The sequence below is a fragment of the Nocardia sp. NPDC047648 genome (genome assembly GCF_040642815.1).
GTDB classification, from domain to species: Bacteria; Actinomycetota; Actinomycetes; order Mycobacteriales; family Mycobacteriaceae; genus Nocardia; species Nocardia gamkensis.
In genome coordinates this window covers 299,764-318,784 of sequence record NZ_JBEYSX010000002.1, presented here as the reverse complement: position 1 = coordinate 318,784, position 19,021 = coordinate 299,764, and the positions used below count along the sequence as shown (strand labels likewise).

Annotated in this window: 7 protein-coding genes; all 7 read left to right on the top strand. The window is 71.4% G+C overall.

Annotated features, from left to right (window positions below):
- The first annotated feature begins 161 nt into the window (after positions 1 to 161).
- Positions 162 to 968, top strand: a complete 807-nt coding sequence (locus tag ABZ803_RS05815) for a VOC family protein (protein ID WP_357033460.1) — start codon at positions 162 to 164, stop codon at positions 966 to 968.
- A 212-nt stretch (positions 969 to 1,180) separates the two neighbouring features.
- Positions 1,181 to 2,185: an ABC transporter substrate-binding protein gene (locus tag ABZ803_RS05810; protein ID WP_357034305.1), complete on the top strand. Its 1,005-nt coding sequence runs from the start codon at positions 1,181 to 1,183 to the stop codon at positions 2,183 to 2,185.
- A 140-nt stretch (positions 2,186 to 2,325) separates the two neighbouring features.
- The gene (locus ABZ803_RS05805; protein WP_357033455.1) at positions 2,326 to 2,787 is read left to right on the top strand and encodes an AMP-binding protein; all 462 of its coding nucleotides are present in this window, start codon (positions 2,326 to 2,328) and stop codon (positions 2,785 to 2,787) included.
- A 198-nt stretch (positions 2,788 to 2,985) separates the two neighbouring features.
- A complete protein-coding gene (locus ABZ803_RS05800; protein ID WP_357033453.1) occupies positions 2,986 to 16,290 on the top strand; it encodes an amino acid adenylation domain-containing protein in 13,305 nt (4,434 codons plus the stop codon).
- Positions 16,287 to 17,273, top strand: a complete 987-nt coding sequence (locus ABZ803_RS05795) for an ATP-binding cassette domain-containing protein (protein ID WP_357033450.1) — start codon at positions 16,287 to 16,289, stop codon at positions 17,271 to 17,273. Before ABZ803_RS05800 ends, ABZ803_RS05795 begins: the two co-directional genes overlap by 4 nt.
- Entirely contained in the window at positions 17,270 to 18,088 is an 819-nt protein-coding gene (locus ABZ803_RS05790) for an antibiotic transporter (RefSeq protein ID WP_357033447.1), read from the top strand. Before ABZ803_RS05795 ends, ABZ803_RS05790 begins: the two co-directional genes overlap by 4 nt.
- Positions 18,088 to 18,906 carry an ABC transporter permease gene (locus ABZ803_RS05785; RefSeq protein ID WP_357033444.1) on the top strand — a complete coding sequence of 273 codons (819 nt, stop codon included), beginning with the start codon at positions 18,088 to 18,090 and terminating at the stop codon, positions 18,904 to 18,906. The genes ABZ803_RS05790 and ABZ803_RS05785 overlap by 1 nt, the downstream gene beginning before the upstream one ends.
- The last annotated feature ends 115 nt before the right edge of the window (positions 18,907 to 19,021 follow it).

The following is a 19,021-nucleotide window of genomic DNA, read 5'->3' as shown; positions in this document are numbered from 1 at the left end:
CGGTCTGTTCGCGGCGCTCTCGTGGCCGCGTTCGAGCGGCCGCCGCTTACTCATGCACAGCGTACGCGGTGGGCCGGGACCTTCGATGTCACCGATGAGTTCCGTGGGCGACAGCCGTCTGTATCGGTGACACGACTTCCCTCTCGACCAGGAGATCAGCGATGACGACACCGAATGGCCGCAAGCCCGGCGATCCCTGCTGGGTGGATCTGTACACCTCCGACCTCGATCGCAGTATCGCGTTCTACCGCGACCTGTTCGACTGGACCGCCGAGAGCGCGGGCGAGGAGTTCGGCGGGTACGTCACCTTCCGCAAGGACGGGCGCGCGGTGGCGGGCGCGATGGCCAGGATGCCCGGCGACACCGACAGCCCGGAGCAGTGGACGGTGTATCTGGCCCGTCCCGACGCGCAGGCCACCGCCGATGCGGCGAGCGCGGCGGGGGCGTCGCTGGTGGTGCCGCCGATGGCGGTCGGCGAACTGGGCACGATGGCCGTGCTCGGCGACGTCGGAGGCGCGGGCGTCGGCATCTGGCAGGCCGGGACGTTCCCCGGGTTCGAGACCATGGGTCTGGTGTCGGGCGGCCAGTGGCGCGACCACGCGGGCGCGCCGTCCTGGTTCGAGCTGCACACCCGCGCCTACGACGCCTCGCTGGCGTTCTACCGGGAAGTCTTCGGCTGGTCGGACGTCTTCACCATCTCCGACGCTCCGGAATTCCGTTACTCCACGATCCACGCCGAGAGCCCGATGCTGGGCGGCGTCATGGACGCCTCGGCCTTCCTGCCCGAGGGCGCCCCCGCCGGGTGGACGGTCTACTTCGGCGCCGACGACGTGGACAAGTCCGTCGAACGCGTCGTCGAACTCGGCGGCTCGGTGCTCTCCCCGCCCGAGAACACCCCCTACGGCCGCATGTCCGCGGTCACCGACGCCACCGGCGCCCGCTTCAGCATCGGCGGCAATCGAGCCTGAATTCCTTCGATTTCGAGCCGTGGACGGTCCAACTCCGGCGCACGCCGAACCCCGGTGCGCGGACGTTCACGGCTCCGACCTCACCCATGGGACGACCGGCGCCGACATGTACCCTCACTCGCATGCCGGTGAGCGACGTTTTGCATGTACGCGGCCGAATTCGCGCGGTCCGGTCCCGCAGCAGCGCGGGCGGTCACCGGTTCCGGGCGGTCGTGGCAGGGTGCGCCGCGCTCCTCGTGGCCGGGTGCGGCGGCACCACCGACGACGCCGCGTCCATCGTGCGCACCACCACCAATATCGCGGGCGCGGGCGTGGTGGGACTCGAGCGCGACACCACCCGGGCATGCGCGCTGCCGAGCGCGCCGGATCCGGCGGGCGAGGCAACCCGCAGCGTCACCCATGCGGCGGGCGTCTCCGAGGTGCCCGCCGACCCGCAGCGCGTCGTCGTGCTCAGCACTTCCGCGCTGGACGCGGTCTGCGCACTCGGTCTGTGGGAGCGAGTCGTGGGCACGGTGACGATGGACGGGCCCCATTCGCAGCCGGACTACCTCGGCACCGGCGTGCTGAAGATCCCCGCCGTCGGCACCGCCGCGCAGCCGGACCCGGCGCGGATCGCAAGCCTGCACCCCGACCTGATTCTGGGCGAGATCCCCACGCAGTCGGCGAGTTTCGCGGCGCTACAGGCCATCGCCCCGACGGTGCTGGTCGGATCGAACGACAGTTGGCAGGCCGAATTCGCGGCGTTCGCGGCCGGTTTGGGTCGTCGCGGCGCGGCGGAGACCGCGTTGCAGAACTACCGCACCGAGGCGCGCGACACCGGTGTGGCGCTGGCGGCGGGCCAGACCCAGGCGTCGGTGGTCAGGTTCACCGCCGACGCCGAGCGGGTGCAGGGCGGCGACAGCTTCTCCGGCCAGGTGCTCGCCGACGCGGGCGTGCAGCGTCCCGCGGCTCAGCGCGGCGCTTCGTTCGACGTGCACGAAGACGCGTTCGCCACGAAGGTGGATGGCGACCTGATCTACGTGATCCTCGCGGGCCCGGAGGGCAAGAAGCACGCCGAAGCCGTACTGCGTACCGACGAGTGGAAGGAACTCGGCGCCGCCACCGATCGCCGGGTGTTCGCCGTGGAGGACAGCGTCTGGCACGGCGACGGCCTCACCGCCGCCCGCGCCCTGCTCACCGATCTGCGCAACACGCTGAACGGCTACGTGACCGACTGACCGCCACCACCCCCTTGGGTGCGGTTTCCCCCACCCTGGGAGTGCGCGGACCAGCGCTGGGGTTGCTGTCGGAAAGCCCTTTCGAGGACGAGATTCAGAGGTACGCCAAGAACCTCTCAATCGACTCTCGAGGACACGACATGCACACGCTGACCGATTCGCTCGCCGACAACCTGTACGCCCTGCCGATCGCGCAGCCCGTCGCCGAGGTCGACCCGCAGGCGGTCGTGGTGTCCACCCCCGATTGCGACCTCACCTACGCCGAGCTCGATCGCTGGTCCAACCGCCTGGCCCGGTTGCTGCTGCGCATCGGCGCGGGGCCGGGCACCCGTATCGCGGTGGCGATCGACCAGCCGATCGAGGCCGTGGTGGCCGAGCGGGCCGCCACCAAGATCGGCGCCATCACCGTCCCGGTCACCGATGACGGCTCCTACGCGCTCGGCACCCCGGTGGGCATCACCACCAAGGATCAGCAGCCCGAGCACGCGGACCGGATCACCTGGCTGGTGCTGGACGAGCGCTCCACCCTGCAGCGCTACCTGACCAGTTCCGCCGCGCCGCTGCGCGCGGCCGACCTGGATCTTCTGCCGACCGCCGCCTGAGCGGGCATACCCCTCCGAACGCGACCCGAACAGCGATGTTCGGGTCGCGCAGTGTGCGCAATACCCCCGCAGCGCCGACCACGCCGGTCCAGAATTGAGGTGCCGCGTGCTGTGCGGCGGCAGGTACTACCGCTACCGCGGTGGCTGCGGGCGGTCCTCGCCGGGTAGCCCGACCACGGTCAGAACGTAGGACACGTCATGCAACAGCCTTCCCTTTCGGTGAAAGATTCGGACACAGCGCTTCCCGCCGGGGCCTTCGCCCTGTCGGCGGCCCAGCGCGGCATCTGGTTCGCCCAGCACGTCGCCGGTGACACTCCGATCTCCATCGCCCAGTACGTCGAACTGAACGGACCGATCGATCTCGACCTGCTCGCGCGCTCGGCGCGGCAGGCCGGGCGCGAGTTCGGCACCGGCTACCTCCGCCTGATCGAAGTGGAGGGGCATCCGTTCCAGTTCGTCGACACCACCCTCGACGACAGCCTGGAAACGCTCGACTTCCGCTCCGAGCCCGATCCGGAGGCGGCCGCGCGCGCGTGGATGCGCGCGGAGTACGAGGCACCGCTGGAGTTGACCCGCGACCGGCTGGTGCGGATCGCGATGTTGCGCGTCGGCGCGCAGCGCTGGTTCTGGTACTCGCGCATCCACCACATCGTGCTCGACGGCATGGGCGCGCTGACCATGGTGCAGCGCACCGGCGCGCTGTACAACGCCGCCGTCGAGGGCCGCGAAGCGCCACCGGCGAAGGCCGAGGACCTGCGCAAGATCGTCGAGGCCGATCTGGCCTACCGCAGCTCGGAGCGGTTCGGCACGGACCGGGAGCACTGGCTCGCGCACCTGGACGGGATGGCCGATCCGGTGAGCCTGGCCGGCCGCACCGCGGGCGTGAACGGGCATCCGAGCCGGGTCGCGGGCGCGCTGCCAGCCGATACCGCGCGACTGCTGGACGCCGTCGCCGAGCAGCTCTCCTCCGGTGTCGCGCCGACCGTGGTCGCCGCGTTCGGCGCGTATCTGTCCGCGATGACCGGCTCGCCGGAGGTCGTGCTGAGCCTGCCGGTCTCCGCGCGCACCACCGCGACGCTGCGGCGTTCCGGCGGCATGATCGCCAATGTCGTCCCCCTGCGGCTGCGGATGACGCCGGCCACCACGATCGGCGACGTCATCCGGGCGGCCCAGGGTGAGCTGACCGGGGCGCTGCGACGCCAGCGCTACCGGCAGGAGGACATCTTCCGGGATCTGGGCTGGCCGATGGACGAGGCCGGATCGTTCGGCCCCACGGTGAACCTGATGATGGTCGACACCAGGATCCAGCTCGGCCCGGTCACCGGACGGCTGCACGTGCTGACCTCCGGGTTGATCGACGACCTGTTCGTCAACCTGTATCCGGGCGTCGGCGGCGAGAGCACGCACATCGACTTCCAGGCCAACGGCAACCTCTACTCCGACGCCGAGCTGACCGGGCAGCATCGCCGTTTCCTGTCGTTCCTGCACCGCTTCCTCGCCGCGGGGCCGGACGCGCCGCTGGCCGGGGTGTCGGTGCTGTCGGACGACGAACGCGCCGACTTCGCTCCCGCTCGCGGGCCGCTCGGCGAGACGGCACGGACGCTGCCGGGCATCCTCGCCGAGGGCGCGGCCCGTGACCCGCTGGCGACCGCGCTCGTGGAAGACGAGACCGCGCTGACCTACCGGCAGGTGGACGACTACACCAACCGGCTGGCCCGGGTGCTGATCGCCGCGGGCGCCGGCCCCGAGCGCACGGTGGCGATCTCGATCCCACGGTCCCTCCGGTCGGTCCTGGCGACGATCGCGGTGGTCAAGACCGGCGCGGCCTTCGTGCCGATCGATCCGACCTATCCGTCCGACCGGATCGAGCACATGGTCGGCGACAGCGGCGTCGTCGCGGGCATCACGATCTCGTCCGCCCGAAAGGCGTTGCCGGGCAGGGTGTCCTGGCTGGTCCTCGATGAGGAGAACACCGAGCGGAAAGTGGCCGAGCGGGACGCGGCGCCGTTGACCGACGCCGAGCGGCTCACCGCGGTGCGGCCGGACCAGGTCGCCTACATCATCTACACCTCCGGCTCCACGGGGCTCCCCAAAGGCGTGGCCGTGCCGCACCGAGGGCTGGCCGACCTGGTGGCGAGTTCCGGCGCCGGATTCGGTGTCGACGCGAGTTCCGTTGTCGCCCATGCCGTATCGCCGAGTTTCGACATCTCGGTCGAGGAAATCCTGGTCACGCTCGCCGCGGGCGCGACGCTGGCCGTCGTGCCGCCCGCGGCGTACGCGGGCGAGGAGCTGGCCCGGGTGCTGCGCGCCCACCGCGTCACCCACCTCAACGTGACCCCGGCCGTCGTGGGATCGCTCGATCCGGCGACCCTGCCCGACCTGCGCACCGTGATCGTCGGTGGTGACGCCTGCCCGCCCGAACTCGTCACGAAGTGGTCGGGCCGGACCCTGCTGAACGGCTACGGCCCCACCGAGACCACCATCACCGTGACGCTCAGCGCCCCGCTGACGCCGGACGGCCCGGTCACCATCGGCGGTCTGGCCGGCGGCGTAGCGGCCGTGGTCCTCGACCCGTGGCTGCGTCCACTGCCGCCGGGCACCACCGGTGAGCTCTACCTCGCCGGACCCCGTGTGGCCCGCGGCTACCACCGGCGCAACGGGCTGACCGCCGATCGTTTCGTCGCGAATCCGTACGCGATCGGTGAGCGCATGTACCGCACCGGCGACCTCGTGCGCTGGGTGTACAACGACGGGCGCGTCGAACTGGAGTATCAGGGACGCAGCGACTTCCAAGTCAAGGTGCGCGGGTTCCGCATCGAACTCGGCGAGATCGACGCCGCCCTGCAGCGGCATCCGGACGTCGACTTCGCGCTCACCCTCGGCGTCGAAACCGGTTCGGGCGCCACCGCGCTGGTGTCGTATGTGCTGCCGAAGCCGGGAGCGCAGCTGCATCCCGAGGCGCTGAAAGCCGCCGCCGGGGAATCTCTTCCGGCCTACATGGTTCCCGCCGTGGTCATGGTGCTCGACGAACTGCCGCTCACACCGCTGGGCAAGGTGGACCGCAAGGCGCTGCCCGCACCGGAATTCGGCGCGCGCACGACGACGAACAGGCCGCCGTCCACGCCGAGGGAGGAGACGCTCGCCGCGCTGTTCGCGGAGGTGCTCGGCCTGGAATCGGTGGGTGTCGACGAGAGCTTCTTCGCGCTGGGCGGCGACAGCATCGTCTCGATCCAGCTGGTGTCGCGGGCGAAGGCGGCCGGACTCGGATTCGGCGCGCGGGATGTCTTCGAACGCAAGACCGTCGCGGCGCTGGCCGCGGTGGCCACCGAAGTCCCGAGCGCGGTGGTGCACGAACTGCCCGGCGGCGGGGTGGGCGAGGTGGAGCTCACGCCGATCGTGCACGCGATGCTCGAGGCCGGTGACACCTGGCGGCGCTTCGCCCAGGCGGTACTGATCGAGCTGCCTCCGGGCACCGAGCACGCCGGTCTCGTCACGGCGCTCCAAGCACTGCTCGACCGGCACGACCTGTTGCGTTCGACATTGCGCCGCACCGGTGACGGGTGGAGCTGGGTGGTCGCCGAAGCCGGTGCGGTGAACGCGGGCGCCCTGCTGGAGGTCGAGAGCGTGGGCGCGGATGCCGAGGCAACCTGCGAGCATGCGTTGCAGCGCGCCGCCGACCACCTCGACCCGGAGGCGGGCGTGGTCGCGCGTTTCGTGTGGATCGACCGCGCGGGCGCGGCGCCGCTGCTGTGGCTGGTGCTACATCATCTGGTCACCGACGGCGTCTCCTGGCGCATCCTGCTGCCGGATCTGGCCACCGCCGCGCTGGGCGGCGAACTCGCGCCGGTCGGCACCTCCTTCCGGCGCTGGGCGCACGGGCAACGCGAGCACGCGGTAACCCGCGCGGGCGAATTGCCGCTGTGGCAACGCGTTCTGGCCACCCCCGACCCCGCGCTCGGGTCGGCGCCGATGGACCCGGCCCTCGATGTGGTGGGCACCATGGCGCATCTGTCCACCGTCGTGCCGCCGGATGTCGCGCACACGGTGCTCAGCACCGCGCCCGACCGGTTCCACTGCGGCGCCGACGACGTGCTGCTGGCCGGACTCGCGCTGGCGCTCGCGCGGTGGCGCGGACGTACCTCCACGCTGTTCACACTGGAGGGTCACGGCCGCTCGGAGACCGTTGTGCCGGGCGCCGATGTCGCGCGCACGGTGGGCTGGTTCACCAGCGTCTACCCCGCCGCGGTCGACCTGACCGGCATCGATGTGGCGGATGCGTTCGCAGGCGGGGCCGCGGCGGGCGCCGCGATCAAGGCGACCAAGGAACAGCTGCGCACCCTGCCGGACAAGGGCATCGGGTACGGCATGGTGCGTTACCTGGTCCCGGAGACGGCGGCGGCGCTCGCGGACGCGCCCACCCCGCAGATCAGCTTCAACTACCTGGGCCGCGCGTCCACCGGCGGGGAGGCGGAACCGTGGCTGCCGCGCCGGTTCGCCGCCACCCAGGACGACGGCGCGCCGCTGGCCGCCGCGGTGGACATCAACGCCGTGCTCACCGACGCGGGCCTCGAGGTGACCTGGGCCTACGCCGGACGACTTTTCGACGAGGCGGATCTCGGCGAACTCGCCGCGCTGTGGGGGCAGGCGCTCGGCGCGCTGGCCGGGCACGCCGGATCCGCGAACGCGGGCGGACGCACGCCGTCGGATTTCGACCTGATCGCCGTCACCCAGGCGCAGATCGACACCTGGGAGCGCGACTACCCCGACCTCGTCGACGTGTGGCCGCTCTCGCCGTTGCAGTACGGGCTGCTGTTCCACGCGTTGTACGACTCCGACACCGCCGACGGCTACACGGTGCAGTCGCTGCTCACCCTGGCGGGCACCGTCGACGCGGCCCGGTTGCGCCGCGCCGCACAGGCTTTGGTGACCCGGCACGAGAACCTGCGCGTCGCCTTCGCCGAGACCGAGGACGGCCCCCGTCAGCTCGTCTTGGCCGACGCCGAGATCGACTGGCGGGAAGCGGATCTCACCGGTATCACCGACGCGGAGGAACGCGCCGGGGAACTCGACCGGTTGGTCGCACTGGATGCCCGCACCCGGTTCGAACTCACCCGTCCCCCGCTGCTGCGCTGCACGCTCATCCGGATCGCCCCCGACACCTACCGTTTCGTGCTCACCAACCACCACTTGGTGCTGGACGGGTGGTCGACGCCGCTGCTCGTGCGCGAACTGCTCACCCTCTACGTCACCGACGGTGACGCCGCGGCCCTGCCGCCCGCGCACTCCTACCGCGAGTTCCTGACCTGGCTGGCGACCAGGGACGACGCCGAATCCCTCGCGGCGTGGACCGATTCGCTGGCCGGCATCGACACGCCGACCCGCGCGGTGCCCACCCTCGCCGGGATCGAATCGACCGAAACCGGAATGCTCTCCGTCGACCTGTCCCGCGACACCGTGGCCCGGCTGGAGACCGCGGGCCGGGAGGCGGGCGCGACGGTGAACACCCTGGTGCAGGCCGCGTGGGCGATGCTGCTGGCGATGCTCACCGGCCGCACCGACGTGGTGTTCGGCGGCACCGTCTCGGGGCGTCCGCCGGAACTGGGCGGGGTCGAGGAGATGGTCGGCCTGTTCATCAACACGCTGCCGGTACGGGTGCGGCTCGATCCGGCCGAGAAGGTGGCCGACCTGCTCGCCCGCGTACAGTCCGAGCAGGCGCGCCTGATGGATCATCAGCACGTCGGACTGGCCGCCATCCATCAGGCGGTGGGCTTGGCCGAATTGTTCGACACACTCACGGTGTTCGAGTCCTACCCCATCGATCGCGAAGCGCTGTCGCAGGCGCTGGACATCGCGGGCATGCGGGTGCTCGACGTGGAGGGCACCGACGCGACGCCGTATCCGCTGAATCTGATGGTGATCCCGCTGCGCGGCGACGACGGCCGCGACTCGCTGCGGATCACGCTGAAGTACATGGCCGGCCAGCTTCCGGAGCAGCAGGCGCGTCCGCTGCTGGATCGCTTCGTCCGGCTGCTGACCCAGCTCGGGGACAACCCGCGCGCGCTGGTCTCCCAACTGCAGTACTGCGACGACGCCGAGCGCGCCGCGCTGGTGCCGGTGCGCGGCCCGGAGTCGGTGCCGCAGGCCACCCTGCCCGAGCTGCTCAGCGCGGGCGCGAGCATCGATCCGGACGCGATCGCGATCACCGCCGGTGAACTCACCATGTCCTACGGCGAGCTCGACGCGTGGTCCAACCGCTACGCCCGGGTGCTGCTGCGCCGCGGGGTCGGGCGCGAGGTGTTCGTCGTGCTGGCGCTGACGCGCTCGCTGGAATCGGTGATCGCCGTGTGGGCGCTGGCCAAGACCGGCGCGGCCTTCGCGCCGCTGGACCCGAACTACCCGGTGGAACGGATCGAGCACATGCTCAGCGACTCCAAGGCCCCGATCGGCGTGACGGTCACCGCCACCGGCGAGACGCTGCCCGGCACGATCGACTGGCTGCTGCTCGACGACCTCAACACCATCCGCCGGGTGATGACGGTCTCCGAGGCGCCGATCACCGACGAGGAGCGCGGCGGGCCGATCGATCTGGACCAGACGGCGTACCTGATCTACACCTCCGGCTCCACCGGCAAGCCGAAGGCCGTGCTGCTCAGCCACCGCGGCATCGCGAATCTCGTCGCCGCGCAGCGGGAGACGCTCGGGCTCGAGCCCACCGCCAGCGTGCTCCAGGTGGCCTCACCCAGCTTCGACGCCTCGGTGTTCGAGCTGCTCATCGCCCACGGCGCGGGCGGCAGGCTGGTGGTGTCGCCGCCGGACGTCTACGGCGGGACGGAACTGGAAACCCTGCTGCGCGCCCAGCGCGTCACCCACGCGGTGATCACGCCCTCGGCGCTGGCCACCATGGAACCCACCGGCCTGGAGCACCTGCGCGTGCTCGCGGTCGCGGGCGAGGCGGCGACGCCGGAGCTGATCGAGCGGTGGTCACCGGGCAGGCGCATGGTGAACCTGTACGGCCCCACCGAATTCAGCATCTGGGCCACCGGGCCCGGCGAACTCCGCACCGGCGAGCCGATCACGATCGGCGGACCCATCCGCGGCGCCGCCACCGTGGTGCTGGACGCGTGGCTGCGGCCGGTGCCGGTGGGGGTGCCCGGTGAGCTGTACCTGGCGGGCCCGGCGCTGGCGCGTGGCTACTTCAACCGGTTCGAGATGACCGCGAGCAGGTTCGTCGCCGACCCCTTCGGCGAACCCGGCGAGCGGATGTACCGCACCGGCGACATGGTGCGCTGGGTCGAGGACGACGGCGGATACGAGCTGGAGTATCTGGGGCGCAGCGACTTCCAGGTCAAGATCCGTGGCCTGCGTATCGAGCTGGGCGAGATCGACGCGGTGCTCTCCCACGACGACGAGGTCGAGTACGCGGTGACCATCGGGCGCACCGGCCCGGCCGGAACCACCGTGCTGGTCTCCTACGTACTGCCCGCCGAGGGCGTGCGACTGGACGTCGAGCGGCTGCGCGCGCAGGTGGCCGCCGAGCTGCCCGGCTACATGGTGCCGGGCTACCTCATCGTGCTGGACTCGATCCCGCTCACCCCGGTCGGCAAACTCGATCGCAAAGCCCTTCCGGTGCCGGACTTCGCGGAGAGCCACCGGCCCTACCTCGCGCCCAGCACGCCGGTCGAGGAGGCGGTGGCCGCGGTGTTCGGCGAGGTGCTCGACCGCGAGCGCGTCGGCGTCGACCAGTCGTTCTTCGAGCTCGGCGGCAACTCGCTGAGCGCGACGAAGGTGGTGGCGCGGGTGAACGCGGCGCTCGGGTCGCGGATCGCGCTGCGCGATCTGTTCGACGCGCCGACCGTGGCCCAGCTGTCCGCCCGGGTGGTACCCGCCACCGGCGCGGCGCCCGGCCGGTTCGCCCTCGCGCCGCGCATCCGGCCGGATCGGGTTCCGCTGTCCCCCGCGCAGCAGCGCATGTGGGTGCTCAACCGGATGGATCCGGCCTCACCCGCCTACAACATCGCGGTGGCGCTGCGGCTCACCGGCGATTTGGACGTCGAGGCGCTGCGCGCCGCGCTCGTCGACGTGGTCGACCGGCACGAGAGCCTGCGCACGCTGTACCCGGCGGACGCGGAGGGGCCGCGTCAGGTGGTGGTGGGTGCGAACGTGGCCGTGCCCGCCATGCCGGTGGTCGACACCGAGGACGGCGACGCGCTGCGCGGGCGGATCACCGAGCTGGCGGGAACCGGCTTCGACCTCGCCGCCCAGCCGCCGCTGCGGGTGGGCCTGTTCCGGATCCACGGGGGCGCCGGGCCCGCCGCGAGTGCGGCACCGGTGTCGTCGGCTCCCGCCACGGGTGAAGCGCCGGTCTCCTCCGGGCCCGTAGCCGGGACCGCGCCGGTGACGTCGAGCTATACCGCGGGCCCCGGGGACATCTCGGCCGCCACTGCGCCGGTGCACGTCGTCGTGCTGGTGGTGCACCACATCAGCGCGGACGGCGCGTCGATGGCGCCGCTGGCCGCCGACCTTGTCGCGGCCTACTCCGAGCGGGCCTGCGGCGGCCACGCCATCCGCGTTCCGCTGCCGGTGCAATACGCCGATTTCGCGCTCTGGCATCGCGAGGTGCTCGGCGACGAGACCGACCCGGACTCGCTGGCGGCCCACCAGATCGGCTTCTGGCGCGAGACCTTGGCCGGCGCGCCCGATGTGCTGGAACTGCCCGCCGACCGGCCGCGCCCGGCGGTACAGACCATGCACAGCGCCGACTTCGGCTTCACCGTCGACGGCGAGACACACCGGGCGCTGGTGGATTTCGCCGCCGCGCACGGCGTCAGCCCGTTCATGGTCGTGCACGCCGCGCTCGCGGTCCTGCTCGCGCGCCTCGGCGGCACCGACGACGTGCTGATCGGCACCCCGGTCGCCGGACGCGGCGAGGAGGCGCTCGACCAGCTCGTCGGCATGTTCGTCAACACTCTCGCGCTGCGCACTCCGGTCGATTCGGCAGTAGGCTTCGCGACGTTCCTGGACACGGTGCGGTCCGCGGACCTCGACGCCTTCGCCAACGCCGATGTGCCGTTCGAGCGGCTGGTCCAGGTGCTGGATCCGGCGCGATCGACCGCGCACCACCCGCTGTTCCAGGTCTCGCTGTCGCTGCAGAACTTCGTCGAACCGGTGCTGGAACTGCCCGGCCTGCGGTTCGAGGTGGAGGACTTCGAGCGCGACGCCTCCCAGTTCGACCTGACCCTGGATCTGCGCGAGCGCTTCGCCGACAGCGGGCCCGCGGGCATCGACGCCGTGCTGACCTACGCCACCGATCTGTTCGACGAGGCGACGACGGCCTCCTTCGCCGCCCGGTGGCGGCGCGTGCTCACGACGGTGCTTTCCCGGCCGGACGTTCGCATCGCCGATATCGACATCCTCGACGAGGCCGAACTCGCCACGCTGGTGCCCGTGCGCGGGCCCGCGTCCGTCGCGGCCGTGACCCTGCCGGACCTGCTGAGCGAGACCGCGCGGCGGTACCCGGATCGCGTCGCCCTCGTGGTCGGCGGGCACATCACCACCTACGCCGAGATCGACGCGCACGCCAACCGCCTGGCCCGAGTCCTGCTCGAATCGGGCGGCGGGCCGGAAACCGTTGTCGCGCTGGGTCTGCCACGCTCCGCGGAACTGCTCACCGGGATGTGGGCCGCGGCGAAGGCGGGCGCGGCGTTCCTTCCGGTCGATCCGAAGCACCCGGTCGAGCGCATCGACCACATGCTCACCGACTCCGGTGCGGCGCTGGGCCTGACCCTGGCCGCGTTCCGGCCGATGCTGCCCGACAGCACGGAGTGGCTGGTGCTCGACGACCTCGCCGTCGTCGAACGCTGGAGCGCCGCGAGCAGCCGTCCGCTGAGCCAGCGCGAACTGCCCGCGCCGGTCCGGCCGGACAACGCGGCATGGATGATCTACACCTCCGGCTCCACCGGCACGCCGAAAGGCGTCTCGGTCTCCCATCGCGGTATCGCCGATCTCGTCGCGGCGCAACAGGCTTCGCTCGGTGTGGACGAACACTCCCGGGTGTTGCAGGTGGCGTCGCCGAGTTTCGACGCGTCGGTGTTCGAGGCGATCATGGCGTTCGGCTCCGGCGGCGCGTCGGTGGTCGCACCGCCGGAGGTGTTCGGCGGCAGCGCGCTGGCCGAGCTGATCGACACCGAGCAGGTCACCCACGTGGTGATCACCCCGTCTGCGCTGGCCACGCTCGATCCCGCCGAGGTGACCAGCGTCCGGGTGCTCGCGGTGGCAGGCGAGGCGGTCGGGGCCGAACTGGTCGAACGCTGGGCCACCGGGCGCAGCATGGTCAACCTGTACGGCCCCACCGAGTCGACCATCTGGGCGACGGGTTCGGCGCCACTGGAGGTGGGCGCCCCGGTGTCCATCGGCACGCCGGTGCAGGGCGCGGAAGTGCTGGTTCTCGACGATCGGTTGCGCCCGGTCCCCTTCGGCGTGGCGGGCGAGCTGTATCTCGCCGGACCGGCGCTGGCACGCGGCTACCACGCGCGGACGGGCCTGACCGCCGCCCGCTTCGTGGCGGGCCCGTTCGGCGCTCCGGGTGAACGGATGTACCGCACCGGCGACCTGGTGCGCTGGATTCGCGGCGACGCGGGCCCGGAACTGGAGTACCTGGGCCGCACCGACTTCCAGGTCAAGGTGCGCGGACAGCGCATCGAGCTCGGCGAGATCGACGCGGTGCTCGGCCGGGCCGAGGGCGTGGACTTCGCGGTGACGCTCGGCGTGCCCGGTCCCACCGGCGCGACCGCGCTGGCCGCCTACCTGGTCCGCACACCCGGATACGAGCTCGACGTGGCGAAGGTGCGCGCCTTCGCCGCCGACATCCTGCCCGGCTACATGCTGCCAACGGCATTCGTCGTGCTGGACGAGATCCCGCTCAACGCGGTCGGCAAGCTGGACCGCAAGGCGCTGCCGGGACCGGAGTTCCTCGCCGACCGCACCGCGTACCGCGCGCCGGAAACGCCGACCGAACAGCAGCTGGCCGCGATCTTCGGCGAACTGCTCGGGGAGGCGCGAGTCGGCGCCGACGATTCGTTCTTCGCGCTCGGCGGGGACAGCATCCTGGCGATCCAGCTGGTGTCGCGCGCCAAGCAGCAGGGCATCACCTGCACCCCGCTGCAGGTGTTCGAGCACCGCACGGTGGCGGCATTGGCCGCGGCCGCCGACGCGGCGGGCACCGCGGTGACCCTGGACGAACTGCCCGGCGGCGGTGTCGGCGAGCTGCCGCTCCCGCCGATCACGCACTACATGCTGGAGCGCGGCGGGAACTACGATCGCTTCGCCCAGACGGCAGTCCTGGAACTGCCGGTGGGTATCGAGCGCGCGCAGATCATCGCGGTGCTCACCGCAGCGGTGGACCGGCACGACATGTTGCGCGTCCGGCTGCTGCCCGACGGCGAGGACGGGCCGCGCCTGCTGGTCGGCCCGCCCGGATCGGTCGACGTGGACGCGCTGCTGCACCGCATCGAGTTCACCACCCTCGACCCGATCGAACTGCACGAGTTCGCCATGACCGAGCTGGACGCCGCCGCCGACCGGCTCGATCCCGCCGAGGGCACGGTGCTGCAATTCATCTGGCTGGACCCGGTGGGCGACGCGGGCGCGCGCACCGGATCGGGCCGGCTGATCGTGCTGGCGCACCACTTGGCGATCGACGGCGTGTCCTGGCGCATCCTGGTGCCGGACCTGGTGGCCGCCTGGGCCCAGGTGTCGGCGGGGAACACCCCCGTGCTCGCGGATACCGGTACCTCGATGCGCCGGTGGGCCCACGCGCTGGCCGACGAGGCGCGCTCACCGCAGCGGATCGCCGAACTGGCCTACTGGCGCGACGTGCTCGCCGCACCCGACCCGGTGATCGGCGGCCGGGAACTCGATCCCGCGGTGGACCGGACCGCCACACTGCGCATGGTCGAGCGGGAGGTGTCAGCGGAAGTCACCAACGCGCTGCTCACCACCCTGCCCGGCTTGTTCCAGGGCAGCGTCAACGACGCACTGCTGGCCACCTTGGCGCTGGCGCTGGTGCGCTGGCGGACCTGTGACCCCTCGGCGCTGGTGCGCCTGGAAGGTCACGGCCGCCAAGAGGAAGTGGTGCCCGGCGCCGACCTCTCCCGCACCATCGGCTGGTTCACCAGCATCTACCCGGTGCGCTTGGACCTGGCCGGAATCGACATCGATGACGCGCTGGCCGGCGGCCCGGCGCTGGGCGCGGCGATCCGCGCCGTCAAGCACCAACTGCTGGCGGTGCCGGACAAGGGCATCGGCTTCGGCTTGCTGCGCTATCTCAACGCCGAGACCGCGCGGCAGCTCCCGGAACGCCTGCCGGGGCGGGTCGGCTTCAACTATCTCGGCCGATACTCCACCGGCGATATCCCGGCCGGGCTCGAGGGGCTGGGCTGGCTGCCGACCGACGAACTCGGCGACGTGCACGTGGCCGAAGATCCCGGCGTACCACTGCAATCGGCGATCGACGTCAACGCCGTCGTCATCGGAGACCGGCTGCGGGCGAGCTTCGGCTTCCCGTCCACCCTGCTCGATCAGGACGACGTCGCCGAGCTGGCCGATCTGTGGATCGGCGCATTGCGCGCGGCGGCTCGATTCGCCCAGACCCCGGCGGCACGCACCGCCGCCGAGGAGGAAGCGGCGGCCACGGCGGCGCCGGCCGTCCCGGCGGCGGGCGGGCTCGGTCTGGACGTGGTGCTGCCGATCCGGCTCGGCGGGGAGCAACCCGCGCTGTTCTGCATCCACCCGTCGTCCGGAATGTCGTGGACCTACCTGGGATTCGCCGACGCGCTCGCGCCCGGCCGCCCGATCTACGGGCTGCAAGCGCCCGACCTCGGCGGCCAGGAACCGCCCGCGCACTCGATCGAGGAGTTCGCCGACCGCTACGTGCGGGAGATCCGGACGCTGCAACCCGAAGGGCCGTACCACCTGCTGGGCTGGTCGTTCGGCGGCCTGATCGCCCACGCGGCGGCCGTGCGGCTGAAGGCCGCGGGAGCCGAGGTCGGTGTGGTCGCGCTGCTGGACGCCGACACCGCCGACATCGACGGCGACAGCATCGAGCGGCTCACCGCCGGCTCGTTCGTGAACAGCTTCGGCGCGGTGTTCGGCATCCACGATGTGCCCGCGGACGCGACCGCGCAACAGGCGGCCGAGCTGATCCGCGACAAACTCGGCGGGGTCTCGCTGATCGACGCCGCCACGCTGGAGCGGATGGCCGGGTCCTACAACGCCGCCGCCCGGACCAGAACCGGATACCGCCGACCCGTGTACGACGGCGACATCGTGTACTTCAGCGCGACCGTCGACACCTCCGACATCTTCGGTCCCGACGGCTGGCGGCCGTACGTGACCGGCGACATCATCAATCACGACATCGAGGTCACCCACGACGAACTGACGGCGCCGCAGGTGCTGCCGGTCATCGCGCGCGTGCTCGATGCACATCTGGGAGGCCGAGGATGAATTCCGATCAAGGCGTCGTCGTCGAGGGGATCGAGAAATCCTTCGGCGCGGTCAAGGCATTGCGGGGGGTCGATTTCGCGGCCGAGCCGGGCGAGGTGCTCGGCATCCTCGGACCGAACGGCGCGGGCAAGACCACCACGGTGAATATCCTCTCGACACTGATCCGGCCGGACCGCGGCCGGGCCACGGTCGCCGGGTACGACGTGGTGGACGATCCCGCGGCGGTGCGCCGCAGCATCATGCTTACCGGGCAGTACGCCGCGCTGGACGACATGCTCAGCGGCTACGAGAACCTGGTGATGTTCGGCAGGCTGATGGGCTTGCGCAAGCGGGCCGCCCGCGCCCGCGCGGACGAACTGCTGGCCGAGTTCGATCTCGAACGCGCGGCGGGCCGCCGGGTGGGCACCTACTCCGGCGGTATGCGCAGGCGCATCGACATCGCCTGCGGTCTGGTCGTCCGGCCCGATGTGGTGTTCCTGGACGAGCCGACCACCGGACTGGATCCGCGCAGCAGGCAAGGCGTGTGGGATCTGGTCTCCGGCTTCAAGAAGGCGGGCATCACCACCCTGCTCACCACCCAGTACCTGGAGGAAGCCGACGCGCTCAGCGACCGGATCATCGTCATCGATCACGGCGTGGTGATCGCCCAGGGCACCGCCGACGAGCTGAAGTCGCGCACCGGCGGCAGCTACTGCGAGGTCGTGCCGCTGAACCTGCGCGACCTGCCCGCCATCGCCGCGGCCCTGGGTCCGCTGCTGCCGCAGGAGAATCGGGACGCGCTGGGTCCGGATTCCGATCGGATCGCCATACCCGCCCCCGACGGCGCGAAGACACTGCTGGAGGCGCTGCGCCGACTGGACAGCGCCGGGGTCGACCTCGTGGACGTCGCGCTGCGCCGCCCCTCGCTCGACGACGTCTTCCTCCAGCTGACCGGGCATCTGGCGACGACGGCGGAGATCGCGCAACGGGAGGCCGTGTCGTGACGGCGGCGACCTGGCTCAGCCAGACCCGCGCAGCGCCGCTGCGGCCGCAGCAGTGGTGGGTGCTGACCAGCCGGCTGGTCGTGCCCTCGGTACGCAGCGGCGAGGTGCTCACCTCGGTGCTGGCGCCCGCGACGTTCACCGCCAGCTTCTACATTCCGCTGAAGATCATCATGACCGTGATCGGCACCGGCTTCAGCAGTTACGCGCAGTACATGATGCCGCTGGTGATCCTGCAAGCCGCCGCGTTCACCGCCGTCTCGGCGGCCTTCCGCGCCGCCACCGATTCGGTCGCCGGGCTCAACCGGCGTTTCGGCGCGATGCCGATCGGCCCGCTGGTGCCGGTCGCGGCGCGCCTGTCCGGCAACATCTTCCGCTTGGTCATCGCGTTGATCACCGCGTTGATCTGCGGCCACGTCATCGGCTTCCGCTTCTACCTCGGCGCCGCGCACACGATCGGGTTCGTGCTGTTCTCGATGCTCATCGGGCTCGCGCTGATCTGGGCCGGAGACGTGATCGGCACCGTGTCGCGCAACCCGGAGGCGACCGCGCAGGCACTGGTACTGCCGCCGTTGATCTTCGGCATGCTGTCCACCGGCATCGCGCCCGCCGACCAATTCCCGGAATGGGTGCAGCCGTTCGTGCGCAACCAGCCGGTGTCGCAGTGGGCCATCGGCCTGCGGGCGTTCGCCGGTGACCGCGGACCGAACGCGGGCCAGGTGAGCTTGTCGCTGCTGGGGCCGCCGGTGGCGTGGGCGCTCGTCATCCTGATCATCTGCGTCCCGCTGTCGCTGCGGCTGAGCTCGAGGAGGGCGTGATGGCGCTGCTGGCCGATCACAGGCACGAGTCGTGGACCGGCTCGGAAGTGTCGGTGTCTGCGCTGATCGCGCACACGCTGATCCAGACCCAGCGCCTGCTGTTGCGCTGGGCACGCAATCCGGTCACCCTGCTGGAGACGCTGATCATCCCGTGCCTGCTGCTGATCATGCTCAACACCGTGATCGGCGGGCAGATCCGGAAGTTCACCGGCGAGAGCGCGCTGTACGGCTCGGTGCCCATGGTCGCCCTGGTGGGCGCGCTGTCCGGCGCGGTGGCGGGTGGCGTGCTGCTCGGCCGCGAACGCGACGCGGGCCTGCTCGCGCGCTTCTGGGTACTGCCCGTGCACCGCGCCTCCGGCCTGGCCTCGCGGGTGCTCGCCGAGGGCTGCCGCATCTTCGTCTGCACTCTCGCCGTCGTGCTGGTGGGCTCGGTGCTCGGGTTCCGCTTCCACCAGGGCGTCGCCGCGGCGATCGTCTTCCTGTTCGTCCCGGTGCTCTTCGGCCTGGCCTTCGCCACCGTCGTCACCTCGGTCGCCGTGTTCACCGCGAAATCGACGCTGGTGGAGGGCATCACGATCCTCACATCCCTGATGATGTTCTTCAGCACCGGCTTCGTCCCGCTGGCCGCCTTCCCCAAGTGGGTGCAGCCGGTGGTGCGCAACCAACCCCTGTCGGCGGGGGTCGACGCCATGCGCGCGCTCGCCTTCGGCGGACCGCTCGCCCGCCCGCTCACCCTCACCGTCGTGTGGTCGATCGGCGCGATCGTCCTGTTCGCGGTGCCCGCGACCATCGGCTACCGCCGGGCGAGCAGGCGCTGACCCGGGCTCACAGCGAACTCCCAGCGCGAACCCAGCCGGACACGAGCGCCCGTTCCTAACGTCGTGCAGAACGATGTCGGCGAACGAAAGGACAGACGGTGGGCGCACGGCGCGA